Source organism: Caproiciproducens puteiluti (assembly GCF_052442865.1).
Lineage (GTDB): Bacteria > Bacillota > Clostridia > Oscillospirales > Acutalibacteraceae > Caproiciproducens.
The window spans coordinates 3,348,441-3,366,815 of the sequence record NZ_CP194790.1; the positions used below are offsets into that span (position 1 = coordinate 3,348,441).

An 18,375-nucleotide genomic window follows, 5' to 3' on the forward strand; every position below is an offset into this window, starting at 1 on the left:
CAATACGGTTGACTGTTTTTTTGACCAATTCGAAGCTGCCGCATAACATGCCGGTCAGTGATTCCCTTTTGCCGTTCCGTTCGTGAAAACTTCGAGCAATGGGAATATTCGCAAGCGACGGCCTCCCTTCCAATTCTTTCATTCGCTGCAACGGAATCTGCGTCGATTCATTTACCGTTGACCACCGTACAGTCAATCATTTGGAATCCGGTAATGAAACAACGACCTGAATTCATGTTCATTCTGTCCACTGTCCATTCAATGTCCATTATTAGATTGTATTCCAGCATCGGAATGTGGATAAAGACAAAGAAAGCCCGCATGGAAATCTGATTTTCTCAGTACCATGCGGGTTTATTTTTTGTGAACCATTGAGGACCCGGGTGTTGGCGTTGCAGATCACGGCCGGCGTGGACATCCGAACCGGATACTATATATCATTTCTTATTCATGTAATACTTATTTTACGAAATCCGTGTTTCTGTGCCAGTTCATATAAATCCAGCATCGTTTCTTCCGTCGGGGAAGGAGCGTTTTCCAGACTTCCGCGCACGCCAAAACGACGAAAACGGATCAGCTTTAGTTTTTGCAGAGCTGTTTTTTCCGCCAGTATTTCCGCCGCTCCGCGAATGACGGCTTCAGCGTCCACCCTGCCATCCAGGCAGACAATACGGATTTCTTCCAGGCGGTTCCTATCCGCGAGATAGCGGAGATTGCTTTTGACGATTTCATTGCTGCCGCCGGTCAGAGCGCTGAAAACCTGTGGCTCCCAGCTTTTGACGTCCAGCATGACGCCGTCACACAGAGCGGTCAGCTCGGGATAAAGGCTGAAATCCACGGTGCCGTTGCTGTCGATCAGCGCAGTCAGCCCAACTTTTTTTACCTCCGTGAAAAGCTCCAGCAAAAATTCCGGGTACAGCATGCACTCACCTCCGGAAACCGTAATGCCCCGGATAAACGGAATATTCTTTTGTATGCGCAGAAAAACCTCCTGAGCGTCGAGCATATGAACACGCGGAGAAGCACAGTGCGGACAAACCTTGATGCAGCGGTCGCACGATACGCATTTCCGATCGTCCCAGACTACCCGGCCGTCCTGTACGAAAAGAGCTTTCGCAGGGCAGCCGCCGACACAGATTCTGCAATTACAGCATATCTGCTGGGTTTCCGGATTATGACAGTAGGCACAGCGGATATTGCAGCCCTGCAAAAACACGGAAGTCCTGCTTCCCGGACCATCCACCAAACTAAAGGGAATGATTTTGTTGACCGGGGCCGAGGCCATTAAAACCGCACCTTTCTATCAGCAACATGGTTATTTCTGTAATTGTTTACCGCACCATGGGAGGTGTCCTGCAAAACAGGCACTCCTTTGCTGAATTTCTCCATTTCACTGCGTTTGGCCAGATAGCCTGTGATCCGGATCAAGTCACCGTCTTCGATATAGAAGCTTAAATATTTGTCGTCAATGCTGAATGCTCCCTTTACCAGATCCAGAATGGCCGCCGGATTGTTGCGGGCCGTGGTTTCCACCGGAAAAATGTCGGAGACCCCGGTGGGGAAAAAGCGGTGGAACCGGGCGCTGTGGCGGATATGGTCCATAATGTTGTCCGGTTCGTCGCCGACTACGATGCGCACGCCCGGAGTCACACCTTTTTGCGGCGCCAGTCCGGCCTGCGCGTGCAGAAGATAGCGGTCTCCGGTCAGCTTTGAGTATACGGCGGGAAACTCTTCTGCAAACCCGTGTATTTTGCACATGATACGATCACCGAGATCATTTGCCTCCTCATCGCGGCCATAGCGGAAGCCGCCGCGATCTTTCAGCAGCGTATTGACGCATTCGCACAATCCAGCCACACCGAACATACCGACAAAGCGGTCCGGGTCCACAAGGCCCTCTTTCACCAGGAAGGAAGTGTCGAAGAAATGGGACTCTTCCACCATAAAGCGAACGCGCTCATTCATATACTCTCCCAGCGCCTGCAAAGCTTCGGGCAAAAGCTCTTCCATGAACTGTTCCACTCCGGAAGCAAGGTCCGCCAACCTGGGCAGCACAACGCGGGACAGGCAGTATCCGCCTCCCCGCACCGGCAGGATGTTGAAGCAGCTGACAATTCCATAATCGCCGCTGTAGGTCTGCCTGTGGATACGGTGGTTGCAAAACGCCGGGCTGGCACAGGAAAGCGCGGTCAGAACAGCCTGTTCTCCGAAATCGTCGGGCGTAATATCCGGATCGTATTTCAAGGTAAAATTCGGTACGGCGTTTTGTAATTCTTTCTCCGCGTCCAGAATGAGCCGGCCTGCGCGAGTCGCTTCCGGGCCGAGGTTCGCATGACAGTAACCATTCGCGACCGTACGGTCGATAAAATTGAGGAAGCGTTTGATCTTTTTGGATGCCTCCTGATCGGAAACGCCCTCCAGAAACGGATCGATCAGCTTATCCAGATTGCCTACATACACCGGACGGCCTGTCACGGAGGGGATATGACCGTACAGGATGCAGAGGGAGGTCAGCAGATCGTCAAGATCCTCCGGCGGCTTCAGTCGAAGAAATTCACTGCCGTTTTGAACAAATTTCTGAAAATCGGCCAGAATGTAGCGCGGCCGGTAGGGGGCTTTCCCCTCGTTCATATCACACAGAGCGCCTTTTTCAAAATAGTATCGGAATTTATCCGAAACATGCAGAGGGTCCACGGAATTTTCCGCGGCCTGGGCAAGCTGCAGCAGCTTTTGATCGTAAGTGAGGTTTTGCGCTGTGATAATATCCATTACCTGATCCATTACGTACTCCTTCTCTCCATCTCAATTTCATTAAAATCCAAATGATTGTTTCCAGGGGGACAGGAAAGATACTCTTTTTCCAGAAGCATTTTCATCCTCTGATAACCTTCCCTGCGAACAGAAATCCCACGGCCCTCCATACAAACCAGACCCCATTTTTTCAACTGCTGAATCCCACGGATAACCGTCTTCAAGCTGGTATTGATTTCGTCGGCCATTTTCTGCCTTGTGGCGCAAATGCGCACGGTCCCTTCCTTTGCGTCCCTCTCGTAGTACCGGCAGAGCAGAAACATCAGTCTTTCCGTTGCGCGCAAAGACAGAAAATTCCTTTCATTGCTGGACTGCTCCAGAAGGCGCCGCGTGACTGCGCGGGCCCTTTGAAACAGCACCTCCCCGTTGCCCTGGACCCATGCAAGATAGGCTTCCTGTCCGATGGTGATGATCCGGCAATCGCTTGTAGCGGTCAGCGTTCCTCGGTAAAAAGGATACCCGGCAATCAGTTCGAATTCCCCGAACAGCGAGGGGGCCGTAAATTCGGCGACTACGTAGATATTGCCCGAAGAATCCTGATTCGCCGTCTGTATACTTCCGTGCACAAGAACATATACAAAATCGGCGGGGTCGAGCGGGCTGGCAAGAATATCGCCCTTTTTCAGGTTCTGTACCGCACAGCGCTCCCTGAGAGGACCCGGCATGGAGGCAAACAGCTTAAGCAGTTTTTCCTTTACCGGTTCATCCAGAGAATGAAGATATTGCAGAATATCGGCCATGGGAAATCCTCCTGTTCAAAAATTAACTCTTTTGGCAAAATTGAGCAAGGTCATTTGTCCATTTTCCAAAATTTCTATATAAATTTTAAAAAACCGGACGCTTTGGTACACTTGTCCTTTCCGATCATTGCTGTGTGAACTATAATGAATTCATAAAACAATACAAAATACAGAAAGGATGATAGATTACGAAAAGGATCTTTTTAATTGTGCTTGACAGCTGCGGCATTGGAGGCGCGCCCGACGCCGCCGAATACGGGGATACCGGAAGCGACACGCTCGCGGCCGCTGCCCGGAGCCCCTATTTCAATATGCCCAACATGGGAAAGCTGGGCCTGTTTAATATAAACGGAGTCTCCTGCCGCCCCGAGGAAAAGGCACCGGAGGGAGCTTTTGCCCGGATGGCCGAGCACTCAAAAGGCAAGGATACCACCATTGGCCACTGGGAGATCGCGGGAATCGATTCCCCCGCTCCGCTGCCGACTTATCCGAATGGATTTCCGCAGGAGATTCCGGACGAATTTTCACGCCGCACAGGCCGCAAAGTATTGTGCAACAAGCCGTACTCGGGAACCGATGTCATCCGTGATTACGGGCAGGAGCACGTGGAAACGGGCGCTCTGATTGTGTATACCTCCGCCGACAGCGTCTTCCAGATTGCCGCGCATGAGCAGATCGTTCCGCCGGAGGAGCTTTACCGCTGCTGCCGTGAAGCACGCGGGATTCTCAGGGGGGAACATGCGGTCGGAAGAGTGATCGCCCGTCCCTTCACCGGGGAATCCCCGAATTTCGTGCGTACATCGAACCGTCATGATTTTTCACTCGAGCCGCCGGCCGACACCATGCTCGACCGGCTCTCCGCAGCAAAAAAGGACGTGATTGCCGTTGGAAAAATCAACGATATTTTCGCGGGACGGGGTATCACCGAATTTATGCGGACATCGGGAAACCAGCAGGGAATCGAAGAAACCATCCGGCTGACACACCGCGATTTTGACGGGCTTTGCTTTACAAATCTGGTTGATTTCGATATGCTGTACGGCCACAGGAACGACGTGGACGGCTACGCGAAGGCGCTGACGGAATTCGATCAAAAGCTTCCCGAAATTCTTGCCGGCCTGAAAGAGGACGATTTGGTAATGATCACCGCCGACCACGGGTGCGACCCTTCGACGCCGTCAACGGACCACTCGCGGGAATGTACGCCGTGGGTCATTGCGGGCCCCGGCGTAAAACCCGGCGCCAATCTGGGCACCTCGCCCACTTTCGGGGATATCGCCGCGACTGTTCTTGACTTTTTTGGTCTGGAACCTTCTGTGTACGGGACCTCCCGCCTCCAGGACCTTCTTCGGAACGCCCGGTAGAGCAGGAACCCAAAAGAGCCTCCCTTGGACATTGTCAAAGGGAGGCTCTTTATTTTCTGCTTTGTGACGGGGATTATGCCTTGGACTTCTCTTTCTTGATGAGGCTGCGCAGCGCCTCAACCGCAGTTTCAATCGCCGGAGCCGTCTCCCAGACACCGACTTCCCCGCTGTTTTGAAGAGCCTCACGCTCAAGATTGCGGCACAGCAAAAGCACGGTGGCACACCGGACACGCAGCGTGGACGCTACGATAAACAGGGTGGATGATTCCATTTCCGAACCGAGCGCACCTGCTTTTTTCCAGGCCTCCCATTTCTGGTGAAGCTCGTAGCTGACAGGCATACGGTCGGGGTCGTGCTGACCGTAATAGGAGTCCTTGCATTCCACCACGCCAAGATGATGGCGCTTTCCGAGCCTTGCCGCCGCCTCGTCGAGTTCGCGCACCAGACCGTGATCGGCTATGGCCGGATATTCAATGGGAACATATTCGCGGCCGGTACCGTCTTTTCGGATTGCGCCGGTCGGAATAATCAGGTCCCCGGGCACCAGGCTGCTGTCGATCCCGCCGCAGGTGCCGACGCGGATAAACGTATCGGCGCCGAGCTGAACCAGCTCTTCCATGGCGATCGAAGCGGACGGCCCGCCGATTCCGGTCGAAGTGACACTGACCCTTTCGCCTTCCAGCGTCCCGGTATAGGTGACGTATTCCCGATATGTTTTGATATGTACGGCGTTGTCCAGATAAGCTGCGATTTTGGGTACGCGGCCGGGGTCCCCCGGAAGGATCACATATTTTCCGACGTCACCCACCGCACATTTCAAGTGATGAGTTAGCTGTTGTTCCATTTAAGCGTTTCTCCTTATTTCAGTGATTTCTATAGAATCAATCGGAACGTTTCTTAAGCAAAATCCGGAACGCCCAATTCAATTGCTTTATTTTTAAATTTGATTTACAGCATTTCCAGTTGATTATGCAACAAGTTTGTGTTTCTCCCCCGCCTTCGGCGGGGGAGAAACGTGTTTTGTCTCGCAAACTGAAATGGAATTGCTGTAGGTCGGAAATGTAACCGGTCAGACTGTTTTCAGGAAACCGTCTTTGCATTGACCGCTTTTAAAATTGCCTGTGATGTTTCCTCCATCGTGACAATATTCCCGCCTAAGTTAAGTGTTTTGCAAAGCCGGCTGACATAGGGCTGTTTCAGCATCGATTTTTCCAGCGCCTCAAAATTCCAGAATATTTCAGACGGCGCACCGCTGGTGACCACCTTTTTATTGGCCATAACAATGACACGATCAAAGTTATTTACCACAAATTCCATGTCGTGGGAGATTGTGATCAGTGTTTTTCCTTCTTTGTGCAGATGCCCCAAAATGGAAGAAAGGCGGAGATTTCCCGTCAGATCCTGCCCGGCGGTCGGTTCGTCAAAAATCATAACCTGCGTGTCCATTGCGATAATCGCGGCAATGGAGATGAATTTTCTGATGGAAAACGGAAGGTTAAACGGATTGACATCTCTGTATTGAGCCAGATTGGTGATTTCCAGCGCGTAATCGACCAGTTCTTTGGTTTCCTGCTCCGTTTTGTTCAGCACCTTCGTTCCAAAGGCGACTTCATCGTAAATGGTCGAATGGAAAATCTGATCGTCCGGGTTCTGAAACACATAGCCGACATTGCGGCTCATCTGGGCAATGGTATGATCTTTACTGTTCATATCGCCTATGATGACATCCCCCTTGGTGGGGCGCAAAAGTCCGTTGAGCATTTTTACGGTTGTGGTTTTTCCGGCTCCGTTCTGGCCTATAATGGCAATGCATTCGCCTTTTTCGATCTCCATGCTGATATCGTCCACCGCCAGAAATCCACCGGGGTATTCAAAACTGACATGATCCAGCGTTATATAGGTCATTAGCTTTTTCCTCCCTTTGCAAGGTGGCTTTTGACGATGTCTACAGCCTGATCTTCCGTAATCGGTATATTCTTAATCGGCAGTCCGAGTTTTCTCAATTCATTGCCCAGAATGGACATTTGGGGAAGCTGCACATTTTTCTTCAGAAGAGAGATGTCCGACAGAATCTCCTGCTTCGGTCCCGCTTTTATCAATTCACTGTCTTTGAGAACAAGAATTTCGTCAGCGTATTCCGCAAGAAGGTCCACCTTATGCTCGACCAATAGAATGGTCTTATGTTCATTTTTCATTTCGCTGATGATTTTAAATACGCTTTCCGTTCCCTCCGGGTCCAGCTGGGAAGTGGGTTCGTCGATAACCAGAATATCCGGCTTCAGCACGATTGTGGAAGCCAGTGCCACCCGCTGCTGCTGGCCGCCCGAAAGCTCAAAGGGATTTTTCAGCGCAATGGCCGTAATATCCGTCAATTCCATGACATCTGTCACGCGCTGCTCGATCTCATCGGGATCGAAGCCAAAATTTTCAAGTCCAAAAGCCACTTCTTCAAAAACGGTGTCTTTTACCCCGCTGATCTGATTAAAAGGATTCTGGAACACATATCCGAATTTCAGGGCAAGCTCACCCGGGCCATACTCTGTGGTCGGCTTTCCGTCAACCAGGACCTCGCCTTCCAGCGTGCCCTTGTAAAAATCCGGTGCAAAACCGCGCACCAGCGAACAGAGCGTCGTCTTTCCTGATCCGTTTTCTCCAATTACGCCGTAAAACTTTCCCTCTTCAATTTTGAAGCTCATGTTTTTAATGGCAGGTTTCTCGGACAGAGGATATGTATACGTTACATTCTTGAATTCAACTACAGTACCCACAGCAATATCCTCCCTATCAATACAGCCGCCGTTACGATTACGGAAATCACAATCGCTTTGGCCTCATTCCCTGACTTTTTCAGTTCCAGCAGGCGCGTCTTTGGACATTTCGTATCAAAGCCCCTGCATTCAAGGGTCAGTACGCGTTCTTCCGTATTCATGATGGAACTGACAACCAAAGGAACAATCATTGGAAAAAACGCTTTGCAGCGGACTATGATATTTCCTTCTGTCTCAATCCCGCGCGCCCTCTGCGCATTCATAATGGTTTTAGAGCTTTTTCCCAGAACTTCGATCATCTGAAAGGTCGAAAGAAAAACGAAGGAAGCCTTATAGCTCATTCCCATTTTTTCAAGGGCATAAGTCATTTCCTTGGTCTCAGTCGTCTGGAACAGCCACAGAAGGATGCCCGCGATGTTTAAAATGATGAAGCACAGAAAAATCGCATGCTGAAGCCCATCCTCATAAATACTGAGGAATCCGAAGCGGAACAGGACCGCGTCGCTGCGGATCAGCAGCGTCTGCACGATAAAGATAAAGGCGACAAAGATAAATATACTTTTGAAAAAGCCAAAAAACTTTTCCCATATGCCGCTGACAGCGAAAAGGACAGGGATCATCAGAAAAAGCGGAATCAGATACAACGCATAACCGTTTACCTTAACGGTCGAAAGAGCAGTTACGCATATGCAGTACAAAATGACGATCCAGCCTTTTGTTGTGGGATACAAGGCGGCTATCGGGTTTTCCTTAACAGCGCTAAGTTTTTCTCTGAACATATGTTGACTCCTTATAAAAGCAGATACCACCTTTTTTATCGTTCAAAGGGAAAAGATAGTATCTGCCTTTTAGTATCCGGTTTATGCGGTTTTTGAGGTGGAGTTTTTGACGTAGTTGTTGCCCAGACTGTATTTGATCAGGTTCCTTGCGGGAATGACTTTAATGATTAACCGGGTAACAACAATCGCGATGATTCGGTCTATGCACGTAAACAACAGGCTCGTACCGATAACCGCCTTCCAGATATTGACGCCGGAAGCCATCAGGGTAGCGGCAAACAGGGAATCGGTGGAGCTGGTTACGCCGCCGTATACCAGAACGGCAATCGGTGCCGAAACAATGGTGGATACCAGGGATGTCAGCACAATGGAGATCACGATCTTCCACCAGGTATCAAACATTTTTGCACGGGCCAGGAAGCCCGCGACAAGGCCCACCGAAATGCTTGTAAGTGCGAACGGAATGCCGCTCGGGTTGGTAATGCCGTTCACAAGGCTGCCGATCAGCCCTGTCAAAGCGCCTACCCAGGGTCCGCAGAGCATGGAAACAAAGAATGTGCCGATCGTATCAAGGAAGAGCGGCAGGGACAGAGCGTGGTGAATCTGTGAGCCGACGAAGTTTACGGCCACGGCAATCGGCATTGTCAGCAGAGCCAGCGTGGAAAAATCTTCTTTTATGGAATGTTTTTTCTTTTCAATCATTTGGGGTTCCTCCTCATATTTGTTTACAATAAATGCACTATGTAGTTCTACCAAAAGTCGCAATCGTTCGGTTCTCAAAGCTTCCTACTGAACGAAATCAACAGCACCTCCTCAGAATTTTCTTGCTTACCCTTCCAGCCTCGAAAAAGGCCCGGTGAATCTCCTCCTATCTTCCTTCTGAAACCAATTTTTGCTTTATATAAAGAAAAATTTGCGCGATCGTTACAGCCTCTGGGTGCTCGCTCGCACCATCAGGACAGGTTCGCATTTCTCCAGGTCCGCGGCCGGATGCTTCTTTTCGATCAGTTCGATGAGCTCCTCTGCCGCGCGTTTTCCGATATCCTCAATCGGGATATGCACCGTGGTAAGCGGAACCTCTAAAACGTCGGAAATAAAAATGTCATCATATCCGACCACGGAAAGATCTTTCGGAATGGACAGCCCGTAGTTGCGAATCGCCTTGTAAATTCCAAGGGCGATCATATCGTTGAATGCGAAAATTGAGGTAACGCCTTTTCCAAGAAGATACGGCAGACCCTCCTGTCCGCTTTCCAGCTTGTAGTTTCCCATGTATACCAGCGATGGATCGAAGGGGATTCCCGCTTCGTCCAGCGCTTTGCGATAGCCTTCCAGACGTTTGATGGAACTGATGTAATCCTTTGGGCCGGAAATAACGCCGATTTTGCGATGCCCATAGTCGATCAGATGGCGGGTAGCAAGATATCCGCCGTAAACATGGTCACATATATCCGCGCAGGAAGTAGCCCCGTTAATGATGACGTCCATTGCGATTGCGGGAATACCCGAACGGATTACGGTCTGGAATCCGCTTTCCAGATTTTTCAGACTGGAAATCGAGGAATGAGGAAAGATGACACCGTCGATTCCCTGGTTCAAGAAAATATTCAGGTACTCCATGTCGTTTTCATTTTCCTGTGAGGAGCTGACCTGAACGACCTGATATCCTCTTACTTTCGCCTGCTTCACAATCCCGCTGATGACCTGAGCGGAGAAAATATTCACGGAATCGGAGACAACACCGATAATATGGGATTTCTTTGTAACAAGGCTTGCCGCAAAGTGATTCGGATAATAATTCATCTCTTTGGCAACAGCCATTACTTTTTCCCGTGTGACCTTGGAAACCCTTGATTCCCGATTGTTGAAAACCAGTGAAACAGTGGTGGTGGAAACACCTGCTTTTTTTGCAACATCCTTAATGGTCGCGCTCATGATTTTCGCCTCCGTATATCGAACTGTATCCCGGACCGAACATTCTTGCACAAAGCTGCCTGAATCTTCAGAAACGAGAATTTTAACCGATTTGTTAAAACGTTTTATCAACTTGCTATTCAGTATAACACAAATTTTAATTTAGTCAATACATGCAAAAAAAATAGTAATTAAAAATTATATTATTGACTTATACTAATATTCTTGATACAATTTCAAATAGAAAATACAAACGTTAAAATTCTGGAAAGAGGGTTTTTACAAATTGGTAAAACGATAAACTAAAAATCAAAACATATCGATGCTGTGATTACAAATCCCAATAAAGACAGTGAGGAAAACCTTTTGAAATCAAAGAAACCTATCAGACATCTCATTCTCTGCATCCTGACGATCAGCTTTGGCCTTTTCATTAACGGGATCGGACTTGCTTTTCTGTATTCCGTTGAGCTCGGCTCTTCCCCGATGGGAACCTTCGCGGATGGGCTGCACAATATACTGCATATCTCGCAGGGAAACGCGAACATCCTTGCCAACGCCGCTTTCCTGATCGTGCTCCTGATCCTGGCAAGAAAATACATCAGCGTGGGTACCGTTCTTTGTACCTTCACACTCGGCCTTTATGTAAATCTGGCCTCCGCCATCATCAGCCCGCTGAATCTGGGAGCTTTGCCCTTACCGGGGAAAATCGCGGTATCCGCCATAGGCACCGTTCTGATGGGAATCGGGCTGGGCATTTATGTCTCTGTAGAATTCGGTCTGGGGCCTCTTGAAGCGATCGTGGATATTATTTATCGGCACACCAAATTAAAATACAAAACGGCAAAAATCATTTTTGATGCGCTTTTAGGGGTTCTCGGCGTTTTGTTCGGCGGAAAAATCGGCGTTGGTACCGTGATCTCCATTCTGTGCACCGGTATTGTTATGGATGCCGTAATCGGGAAAGCCAAACCCTTTTTGACAAAAAAGTGTCTTAATATTTGATTTTTCAAACCCTCCCCTTCGTTCTTTTTTGTCTTATTCCTTTGTCCTATTCAGATATTTTATATCTAAATAAAACCTCCTTACGGGCTTCCTGCACATTGCTGCTGCAAGAAGTTCATCAGGAGGTTTTATAGCGTTATTCCCTGCACGCGATCAGCATTATGGGAAGCCTGAACAAGACCGACTATTTTCATTTGGCAACACATATCGCGGCGTCTGGGCGCTTCGGGAGTACCCGGCAGGGTAGCTATTGTATGGTGCACCTCTTGACATCCTGCGCTTATATGAGATAATATAAATCAAACGATTGATTGAATATGTGCTGAGGTGCTTATGTCTGAACCGGATACAAAACTAAAAATGATACAGGCAGCCAAAAAACTGTTTTCACAAAACGGATTTGACGGTACGTCAACAAGGGACATTGTCTCTGCTGCAGGCGTAAACATCTCGCTGATTTCGTATTATTTTGGAAGCAAGGAAAATCTGTTTTTTGCGCTGTTTGAAGGATTCCCGGCCCCCGCATATGACAGAATGCCAGAGAATTGCGATCGGCTTCTGGAGGAACTGTCCGGTATCATTGCCGGAATTGTAATGTTGCGATTTAATGAACCGGATTTGGTCACTATTTTACAGCAGGAACTTTATCGGCAGAGTGCGAGATCGGAAAAGCTGGTGGAGCTTTTGGCCCCCACTTGGAACCGTATCCGTGCGCTTATTGAGTTGGGCAAGACGCAAGGCCTTTTCCGGGTAGCGCACGTGGACACAGCATTATCCTTTGTCATGGCGGCAGCGTCTTTTCCGAGACAGCACTCTTTTTATCGGGGTTATCTGAGGGAAAGAGAAAATCCGCAGGACGTCGCCAGAGAAACCTTAACGTTTATTCTCAGAGGTTTGGGGTGCGTCGAGCAAGAGCAAGGAGGCGAGTTAAAATGAAGTTGTTTTTTAAGGATCAGGCGTTTTCTTTTGAGCTGCTGCGGGCAGTTTCCTACAGCGGCTATCAGGGTGCGGAGTTGGGAGAATGTCTGGCGATTGCGGCAAATATCCGCGAGGGAGACTTTAACAGTTGGTTCGTCGAGTGGAACAAGGCCGCCGAGCGCCTGCACAAACTTGGCAGGTCCTGTCTGGAGAACGGCCGGGAGGTCAGTGGCCGGGAGGCTCTGCTGCGTGCGTCCAATTACTACAGGACGGCGGAGTTTTTTCTCTCCCCCGACGATCCTCGGCGGAAGGTGTCGTATCGGGGAAGCACCGACACCTTCCGGGAGGCCATGCGCCATATGGATTTCCACTGCGAAGCCGTGAAATTCCCCTATGAAGGAAGTTATCTGTCCGGCTATTTTTACCGCGCTTCCGGTGACGACGCCTCCGTCCCGAGGGCAACTCTGGTAATGCTTGGAGGCTTCGATTCCACTTGCGAGGAGCTTTATTTTGCCGGTGCGGCCGCTGCGATCAAAAGAGGATACCATTGCCTGATTTTGGACGGACCCGGCCAGGGCGAGACCTTGCGCATTCAGGAAAAGCCCACGCGCTTTGATTTTGAAGTGCCTGTGGGCGGGGCACTGGATTATCTGGAAACACGGCCCGAAGTCGATCAACGCCGCATCGCGCTGATGGGAATGAGTATGGGGGGATATTACGCGCCTCGGGCTGCGGCATTTGATAAAAGGATCTCCGCTTGCATCGCCTATGACGTCCTTTACGACGTATGGACGTCGATGCTGAATAAAAATCCCAAGCTGCGTATCGTCGAACGGCTTTCACCCGCAGCCGCCGAGTTTGTCATGGGTATGGCTATGAAAACCAACGCCTCTCTGCGCTGGATGGTTCAAAACGCTCTGTGGGTTTACGGACTGGAGCATCGGTATGAACTTCTGAAAGCCGTTCCCCAATATACCCTGCGGGAGGTGGCTGGCCAGATCAAATGCCCTATGCTTATCCTTGTTGGAGAGGCTGATCATTTTGTTTCTTCGGAACAAGTTGACGAGCTTGTAAAACGGCTGCACTGCCCTTCCACGGTGCGTATATTCACGAAAAGAGAGGGCGCGGAGGAACACTGTCAGGAAGGAAATCACGCGCTGCTGCATCAGGTCGTTTTCGATTGGTTGGATGAGCAACTGCCTTCCAAGCCCATATAAGAATCGGTATGCGTAAATAAAACAGGGTGCCTGCTTATTTGGTCGCAGGCACCCTTTTCTGTTTGGAAGAGCCAATGCTTTTGGCCTATGAGCCCCGCTTCGGCGGGGCCTTTCTACTTCAGTTGCGGGAACACGTTCCGGTAATTCATCGATTCCTTCTATCATTTTTCCTTATTTGTTATCAGCAATGCCGAACTAATCACCACAAACACGGAGCCGACATTATGCACCAGCGCCGCCGTTACGGGATTCAGCATTCCGACTGTCGATAAAATTACTGCAATTACGTTCCAGATCATCGCAACGGTAATATTGAAATTGATGCGCTTCATTGCCTTTTGGGCCATCCAGAAAAGATAAGGAACCCGCTCAATATTATCGCTGACAAGTACCGCGTCCGCGGCCTCCACGGCAATATCGCTGCCGACCCCGCCCATTGCGATCCCGGCATAGGCCGTTTTCAATGCGAGGGCATCGTTAATGCCGTCGCCGATCATGCAGATATTTTCCCCGCTGTTGCTGTATTCCTTGATCGCGTTCATTTTTTCTTCCGGCAGCATATTGGGTTTAACGTCCTCAATTCCGACCTGTGAAGCAATAAATTTTGCGGTTGCCTCGTTATCTCCTGTCAGCAGGACGGGGCGTACCCCAATGGATTTCAATTCCGCGATCATGGCCTTTGCGGTTTCCCTCAAAACGTCTGCCAGCGCGATAATCCCCGCAAAGCCGCCATCCACGCAGACATAAATAACGGTTGCTCCCTTTTGCAGATACCCGTCCGCCATCTGCAATGCCGAATCGGGAATATCAATCCCTTCCTGCTTTAGGTACTCCGCTTTCCCTGCCAGAATATTACGTCCGTCTGCTTTTGCGCCGACCCCCATGCCGGCTGCCAAAACAAATTCCTGTATCTCCTGCGGAGAGCCGCCCTGATTGAGATAATAGCTGAGAATCGCTTTGCCCAGAGGATGTTCGGAATGCTGTTCCGCCAGGGCGGCCAGCCTGAGCATTTCATCGGAACTGAGGGTGGAGTCGCAGCTCTCTACGCCGACCACTTCGGGTCTGCCGTGTGTGAGTGTTCCGGTTTTGTCAAAAGCCACGCGGTCGATTTTGGCGAAACGCTGCAGCGCATCGCCGGAACGGACAAGAATACCGAATTTCGTTGCGTTTCCGATGCCCGCCATCACTGCGGTCGGCGTTGCAAGGATAAACGCACAGGGGCAGAATACAACCAGCACCGTGACAGCCCGGATCAGCTCACCTGTAAACAGCCATGTCAGCCCCGCCGCACCGAGAGCGACAACGACAAGCCATGTTGCCCAACGGTCCGCCAGCTTCACGATGGGAGCTTTGTTTGCGTCCGCATCTTCGGCAAGCTGAATCATCCGCTGGAGCGAGCTGTCGCCGCCGACCTTTGTGGCACGCATTTCAAAAGTGCCGAATTGGTTGATGGTTCCGCTTGTGACCTCATCGCCGACGGTTTTGTCAACAGGAATGGATTCGCCGGTCATGACGGACTGGTCGATAGATGTTTCGCCGGAAGTAACGATCCCGTCTACGGCAATTGTCTCGCCCGCAAAAACGACCAAAACATCATCGACTTCCACATCGTCTGCGGGGATGATTTCCTCTTTGCCGTCCCTCTTGACCCTTGCCGTCTTCGGTGTCAGGTCTATGAGTTTTTCAATACCCTTTCTCGCTTTTCGGGCGGTCACATCTTCAAGCAGCGTCCCAACCGCCATAATCATGGCGACCTCGCCCGCAGCGAAGTATTCACCAATGCCAATAGATGCAAGCAGTGCAATGGAAACCAGTACATCCGCTTTGATGTCATGTTCCGTAATTAAGGCGGTGACGGAGCCGACCACGATCGGGATGCCGCAAAGCAGGATGGCAACCCATGCAATATCGAACGGCAATACACTTTTCAGAGCTCCGGTCAGGCTCAATATCAGTGTGACCGCCGAAATAATCACAAAAAGAATGTTTCGCTTTTCTTCGCTGACAAACCATTCTTTGATTTTTTTCCACATAACGATACCTCCTTAAAACATGCTTGATTTTTTAGGAAAAAAGCGGTACTATCTATACAATACCGAACTATTTGTTCATTATTATTATACGATTCTACATGACACGCAACAAGAAACAGTTTCGATGAATTGTGCGGTATTGAACGATTTCAGGTATTTGTTCATTGGGAGGACGTTATGGACAGACGACAACAAAAAACAAGAGACGCGATTTTTGAGGCATTCAGCACACTGTTGTCCTCAAAAAGTTATACCAAGATTACCATACAGGAAATCATTGACGAAGCGAATGTCGGACGCAGCACGTTTTACTCCCATTTTGAGACAAAGGATGATTTGCTCAAGGAAATGTGTACCGATCTGTTCAGCCATGTTTTTTCCGAGAAACTAAATACGGAAAAAACTCATGACTTTTCGCTGGCCGGCGGCAATCCCGGCTCTATGATTACTCACATCCTGTACCATCTGAAGGATAATAAAAAGAATATTACAGGTATCCTCACTTCTGAAAGCGGCGAGCTTTTCCTGCACTTTTTCAAGCAGTATCTCAACGAGCTGATTATTCAGCATCTATTAATAGGCGTCGAACAAAAAAATAAAAACATACCGGAGGACTTTCTTGTGAACCACATTGCCGGCAGCTTTGTCGACATGGTGCAGTGGTGGCTTAAGAATAACATGAGACAATCCCCGGAGGAGTTGGCGAAATATTTTTTGTCCGTAATTATTCCGATCATTTAATGAAAGTTAAAATTATAGAAAAAAAAGCTGAGGCAAGAAATCTTGCCTCAGCTTTTGCTTATTTGGTTTCAAGGCCTTCCCTCCGTATTTGGTGGCTCGTATTCGTAATTGTTGGCGATCCCGTATTTCTTCATCTTTCTCCAGAGTGTCGTGGTACTGATGCCCATCTCCCTGGCGACCGCTTTGTGGTTTCCGCCGCATTTTTTCAAAAGCTCTACGATGTCGGACACTTCCGGATATTTGTACACGATAACGTGCTTTTCTCCGTTGGAAACTTTTATTTCAGGATATAATTCCTCCAGTAAACCTGTCACCATAACCTGATCGATATTTTTTTTGTAAGTCGTAATAAAAAGTCTTTCACAAAAATTTTCCAGCTGAATCAGGTTTCCTTCCCATCCGTATTCCAGAATGACGGCCATCGCTTCGTCCGTCAGTGTGAGATGTGTGGAATATTTCTCCGTGAATTGCTTCAGATACTGTCTTACCATTTTTTCAATATCCTCTTTTCTTTCGCGGATCGGTGGAATATTCAGCGTAAGCGCATTGAGACTGTAATACAGGTCCTTTCTAAACGTCCCGTTTTTTACAAGCAGGCTAAGATCCCGATGTGTCCCCGCAATGATGCGGACATCATAACTCTTTTCACCGTTCAGATTGCCCGGCATAAGCCCCTGATAACATATTGTCCTGTAAAGCCCATACTGACTGGCAAAATCCAGCCGTTCAATTTCGCCGATATAGACCGTGCCAAAATTGCATTTTTGAAGGATGCCGCTTGCGCCCCCCTCCCCGCCGTCAGAACCGGCAGTACTCCCAAAAAGATAACCGTATTGCTCTCTGTTGCCCATGGAACTGCAATTCACCATCAAAAACGGGAAATTCTTTCTTGCGCTGTGATTGTGGATGCACTGGGCAAAAAGCTCCTTTTCCGTTCCTTCTTCCCCATGAAGGAGGACAGGGTTCTTTGACAGCGCATATTTTTTTCCCAGCTCAATGCTTTGCCTCAATTGGGGCTCCAGCGTCCTTAAAGCGCCAAAATCAAGCTGTGCGATCCGTCCGGACAGATACATATTATGTATATTTTTATCCGTGAATTGCGAAACATTTTTGATTTTGCTGCAGGAAAGGATCGCGCCGGTAATTACCTGGTCGCACCGGATCGGCGCAACACAAAGAAGTAAAGGATTTCTTCGGATCCTAATCGAAGTGGAATAATTATCCCTTTCCCCCTTCAATATGCTTTCTATGGCATTGATGTCGATATCAGCAAGCTCATCGTCCAACTGCTTGCCGACGATTTCCGATTCCGATTTCCCCAGCAGTTCCTCCATGACACGGTTGACAATCAGGATGGTACGATAGCTGTCAATTTTGAGTATTCCGTTAAACGCAATGTCAAGCACGGTTTCAAACTGAGCCTGGCTGCTTTTTTCAATGTCGATCGCATAAGCCATTTTGGAAGCTATCTGCAGGGCACCGCGCATGGAATCTTCCGTGGATTTCAGAAAAAGAGTCGGGATATGGTATTTTTCCACGCTCCGGATGACGTGATCGCCGCCCAGTATGATATCCGCGCCGTCTTTCACGGCATTCTCCACGGCTTGCTCCATTTCGTCAAAGCTATCGATGATATAGCAGTTCAGCTTGACGCCGAACAGCCTGTCGAAGCAGGAAATATCACTCATCATATTTTTCAGCGAGACGATCGCGATGCAGGGAATTTCCTTTTTAATGATTCTTTTGCTTTCCAAAACCAGAAGGCCTATTTCCTGAGCAGTCATTAAAATTTCCACGACCGGAATATTGGTATGGGTTTTAATCAGCTGTGCCTGCACGCCCCTGGCCACTATGATATTGGCTCCCTCTTCGATGCACCTTCTGGCTTCGTCAACCGCATCCACTGTTTCAATAATTCTGATAGTGTCAACATCAAACCGGTTTTCACGGATCACCTTTTCAGCCTGATCCTGCATATATTTTTTGGACAACAGCATCATTATCTTAGCCATGGCAAAATATCCTCCATCCGACTTTTCATTCAACCGGCCGATTCCCACATTCCATTGAAACGCCCGAAGCCCC

The 18,375-nt window shown here is 49.1% G+C and carries 16 protein-coding genes; 5 read left to right on the top strand and 11 right to left on the bottom strand.

What is annotated here, in order from left to right; all coding sequences use genetic code 11:
- Positions 1 to 448: 448 nt before the first annotated feature.
- Genes ACRQU7_RS16210 through ACRQU7_RS16220 form a run of 3 tightly spaced genes read right to left on the bottom strand, consistent with a single transcriptional unit; the run spans position 449 to position 3,551 of the window.
- Positions 449 to 1,285, bottom strand: coding sequence for a YjjW family glycine radical enzyme activase (locus tag ACRQU7_RS16210; protein WP_444641849.1), 837 nt, complete (start codon positions 1,283 to 1,285; stop codon positions 449 to 451).
- Entirely contained in the window at positions 1,285 to 2,781 is a 1,497-nt protein-coding gene (locus tag ACRQU7_RS16215; RefSeq protein ID WP_444641851.1) for a YjjI family glycine radical enzyme, read from the bottom strand. Before ACRQU7_RS16215 ends, ACRQU7_RS16210 begins: the two co-directional genes overlap by 1 nt.
- Entirely contained in the window at positions 2,781 to 3,551 is a 771-nt protein-coding gene (locus tag ACRQU7_RS16220) for a Crp/Fnr family transcriptional regulator (protein ID WP_444641853.1), read from the bottom strand. Before ACRQU7_RS16220 ends, ACRQU7_RS16215 begins: the two co-directional genes overlap by 1 nt.
- 185 nt (positions 3,552 to 3,736) lie before the next feature.
- Here ACRQU7_RS16220 and ACRQU7_RS16225 point away from each other — a divergent pair, with 185 nt between their 5' ends.
- A complete protein-coding gene (locus tag ACRQU7_RS16225) occupies positions 3,737 to 4,915 on the top strand; it encodes a phosphopentomutase (protein WP_444645619.1) in 1,179 nt (392 codons plus the stop codon).
- A gap of 73 nt (positions 4,916 to 4,988) precedes the next feature.
- On the opposite strand, the gene udp is transcribed toward ACRQU7_RS16225, so the two are convergent.
- From udp to ACRQU7_RS16255, 6 genes are all read right to left on the bottom strand, one after another.
- Positions 4,989 to 5,759 carry a uridine phosphorylase gene (gene udp, locus ACRQU7_RS16230; RefSeq protein WP_444641855.1) on the bottom strand — a complete coding sequence of 257 codons (771 nt, stop codon included), beginning with the start codon at positions 5,757 to 5,759 and terminating at the stop codon, positions 4,989 to 4,991.
- 236 nt (positions 5,760 to 5,995) lie between these two features.
- Positions 5,996 to 6,820: an energy-coupling factor ABC transporter ATP-binding protein gene (locus ACRQU7_RS16235; RefSeq protein ID WP_444641857.1), complete on the bottom strand. Its 825-nt coding sequence runs from the start codon at positions 6,818 to 6,820 to the stop codon at positions 5,996 to 5,998.
- On the bottom strand, positions 6,820 to 7,683 hold the full coding sequence (locus ACRQU7_RS16240) for an ABC transporter ATP-binding protein (RefSeq protein WP_038325770.1): 864 nt from the start codon (positions 7,681 to 7,683) through the stop codon (positions 6,820 to 6,822). Before ACRQU7_RS16240 ends, ACRQU7_RS16235 begins: the two co-directional genes overlap by 1 nt.
- Entirely contained in the window at positions 7,671 to 8,462 is a 792-nt protein-coding gene (locus tag ACRQU7_RS16245; protein WP_038325772.1) for an energy-coupling factor transporter transmembrane component T family protein, read from the bottom strand. Before ACRQU7_RS16245 ends, ACRQU7_RS16240 begins: the two co-directional genes overlap by 13 nt.
- 81 nt (positions 8,463 to 8,543) lie before the next feature.
- On the bottom strand, positions 8,544 to 9,164 hold the full coding sequence (locus ACRQU7_RS16250; RefSeq protein WP_141826263.1) for an ECF transporter S component: 621 nt from the start codon (positions 9,162 to 9,164) through the stop codon (positions 8,544 to 8,546).
- Between the two features lie 222 nt (positions 9,165 to 9,386).
- Entirely contained in the window at positions 9,387 to 10,397 is a 1,011-nt protein-coding gene (locus ACRQU7_RS16255) for a LacI family DNA-binding transcriptional regulator (protein ID WP_444641860.1), read from the bottom strand.
- Between the two features lie 345 nt (positions 10,398 to 10,742).
- Between ACRQU7_RS16255 and ACRQU7_RS16260 the strand changes: the two genes are divergently transcribed.
- The 3 genes from ACRQU7_RS16260 to ACRQU7_RS16270 all read left to right on the top strand — a co-directional run bounded on the left by ACRQU7_RS16260 (position 10,743) and on the right by ACRQU7_RS16270 (position 13,516).
- The gene (locus ACRQU7_RS16260) at positions 10,743 to 11,381 is read left to right on the top strand and encodes a YczE/YyaS/YitT family protein (protein ID WP_444641862.1); all 639 of its coding nucleotides are present in this window, start codon (positions 10,743 to 10,745) and stop codon (positions 11,379 to 11,381) included.
- Between the two features lie 333 nt (positions 11,382 to 11,714).
- Positions 11,715 to 12,317 (top strand): TetR family transcriptional regulator, encoded by a 603-nt coding sequence (locus tag ACRQU7_RS16265; protein WP_444641864.1) that lies wholly within the window; start codon positions 11,715 to 11,717, stop codon positions 12,315 to 12,317.
- On the top strand, positions 12,314 to 13,516 hold the full coding sequence (locus ACRQU7_RS16270) for an alpha/beta hydrolase family protein (protein ID WP_444641866.1): 1,203 nt from the start codon (positions 12,314 to 12,316) through the stop codon (positions 13,514 to 13,516). The genes ACRQU7_RS16265 and ACRQU7_RS16270 overlap by 4 nt, the downstream gene beginning before the upstream one ends.
- 161 nt (positions 13,517 to 13,677) lie before the next feature.
- Here the strand turns inward: ACRQU7_RS16270 and ACRQU7_RS16275 are convergent, their stop codons facing one another.
- On the bottom strand, positions 13,678 to 15,549 hold the full coding sequence (locus ACRQU7_RS16275; protein WP_444641868.1) for a heavy metal translocating P-type ATPase: 1,872 nt from the start codon (positions 15,547 to 15,549) through the stop codon (positions 13,678 to 13,680).
- A 177-nt stretch (positions 15,550 to 15,726) separates the two neighbouring features.
- Here ACRQU7_RS16275 and ACRQU7_RS16280 point away from each other — a divergent pair, with 177 nt between their 5' ends.
- Positions 15,727 to 16,290: a TetR/AcrR family transcriptional regulator gene (locus ACRQU7_RS16280; RefSeq protein WP_141826271.1), complete on the top strand. Its 564-nt coding sequence runs from the start codon at positions 15,727 to 15,729 to the stop codon at positions 16,288 to 16,290.
- 68 nt (positions 16,291 to 16,358) lie between these two features.
- Here ACRQU7_RS16280 and ACRQU7_RS16285 read toward each other — a convergent pair whose 3' ends face one another.
- Positions 16,359 to 18,302 (bottom strand): sigma 54-interacting transcriptional regulator, encoded by a 1,944-nt coding sequence (locus tag ACRQU7_RS16285; protein ID WP_444641871.1) that lies wholly within the window; start codon positions 18,300 to 18,302, stop codon positions 16,359 to 16,361.
- Positions 18,303 to 18,375 lie beyond the last annotated feature (73 nt).

Excerpts from the sequence above, each read along its gene's own strand:
- ACRQU7_RS16210 (WP_444641849.1), bottom strand. The coding sequence starts at position 1,285 with ATGGCCTCGGCCCCGGTCAACAAAATCATTCCCTTTAGTTTGGTGGAT.
- ACRQU7_RS16215 (WP_444641851.1), bottom strand. The coding sequence starts at position 2,781 with ATGGATCAGGTAATGGATATTATCACAGCGCAAAACCTCACTTACGAT.
- ACRQU7_RS16220 (WP_444641853.1), bottom strand. The coding sequence starts at position 3,551 with ATGGCCGATATTCTGCAATATCTTCATTCTCTGGATGAACCGGTAAAG.
- udp (WP_444641855.1), bottom strand. The coding sequence starts at position 5,759 with ATGGAACAACAGCTAACTCATCACTTGAAATGTGCGGTGGGTGACGTC.
- ACRQU7_RS16235 (WP_444641857.1), bottom strand. The coding sequence starts at position 6,820 with ATGACCTATATAACGCTGGATCATGTCAGTTTTGAATACCCCGGTGGA.
- ACRQU7_RS16245 (WP_038325772.1), bottom strand. The coding sequence starts at position 8,462 with ATGTTCAGAGAAAAACTTAGCGCTGTTAAGGAAAACCCGATAGCCGCC.
- ACRQU7_RS16250 (WP_141826263.1), bottom strand. The coding sequence starts at position 9,164 with ATGATTGAAAAGAAAAAACATTCCATAAAAGAAGATTTTTCCACGCTG.
- ACRQU7_RS16255 (WP_444641860.1), bottom strand. The coding sequence starts at position 10,397 with ATGAGCGCGACCATTAAGGATGTTGCAAAAAAAGCAGGTGTTTCCACC.
- ACRQU7_RS16265 (WP_444641864.1), top strand. The coding sequence starts at position 11,715 with ATGTCTGAACCGGATACAAAACTAAAAATGATACAGGCAGCCAAAAAA.
- ACRQU7_RS16270 (WP_444641866.1), top strand. The coding sequence starts at position 12,314 with ATGAAGTTGTTTTTTAAGGATCAGGCGTTTTCTTTTGAGCTGCTGCGG.
- ACRQU7_RS16275 (WP_444641868.1), bottom strand. The coding sequence starts at position 15,549 with ATGTGGAAAAAAATCAAAGAATGGTTTGTCAGCGAAGAAAAGCGAAAC.
- ACRQU7_RS16280 (WP_141826271.1), top strand. The coding sequence starts at position 15,727 with ATGGACAGACGACAACAAAAAACAAGAGACGCGATTTTTGAGGCATTC.
- ACRQU7_RS16285 (WP_444641871.1), bottom strand. The coding sequence starts at position 18,302 with ATGGCTAAGATAATGATGCTGTTGTCCAAAAAATATATGCAGGATCAG.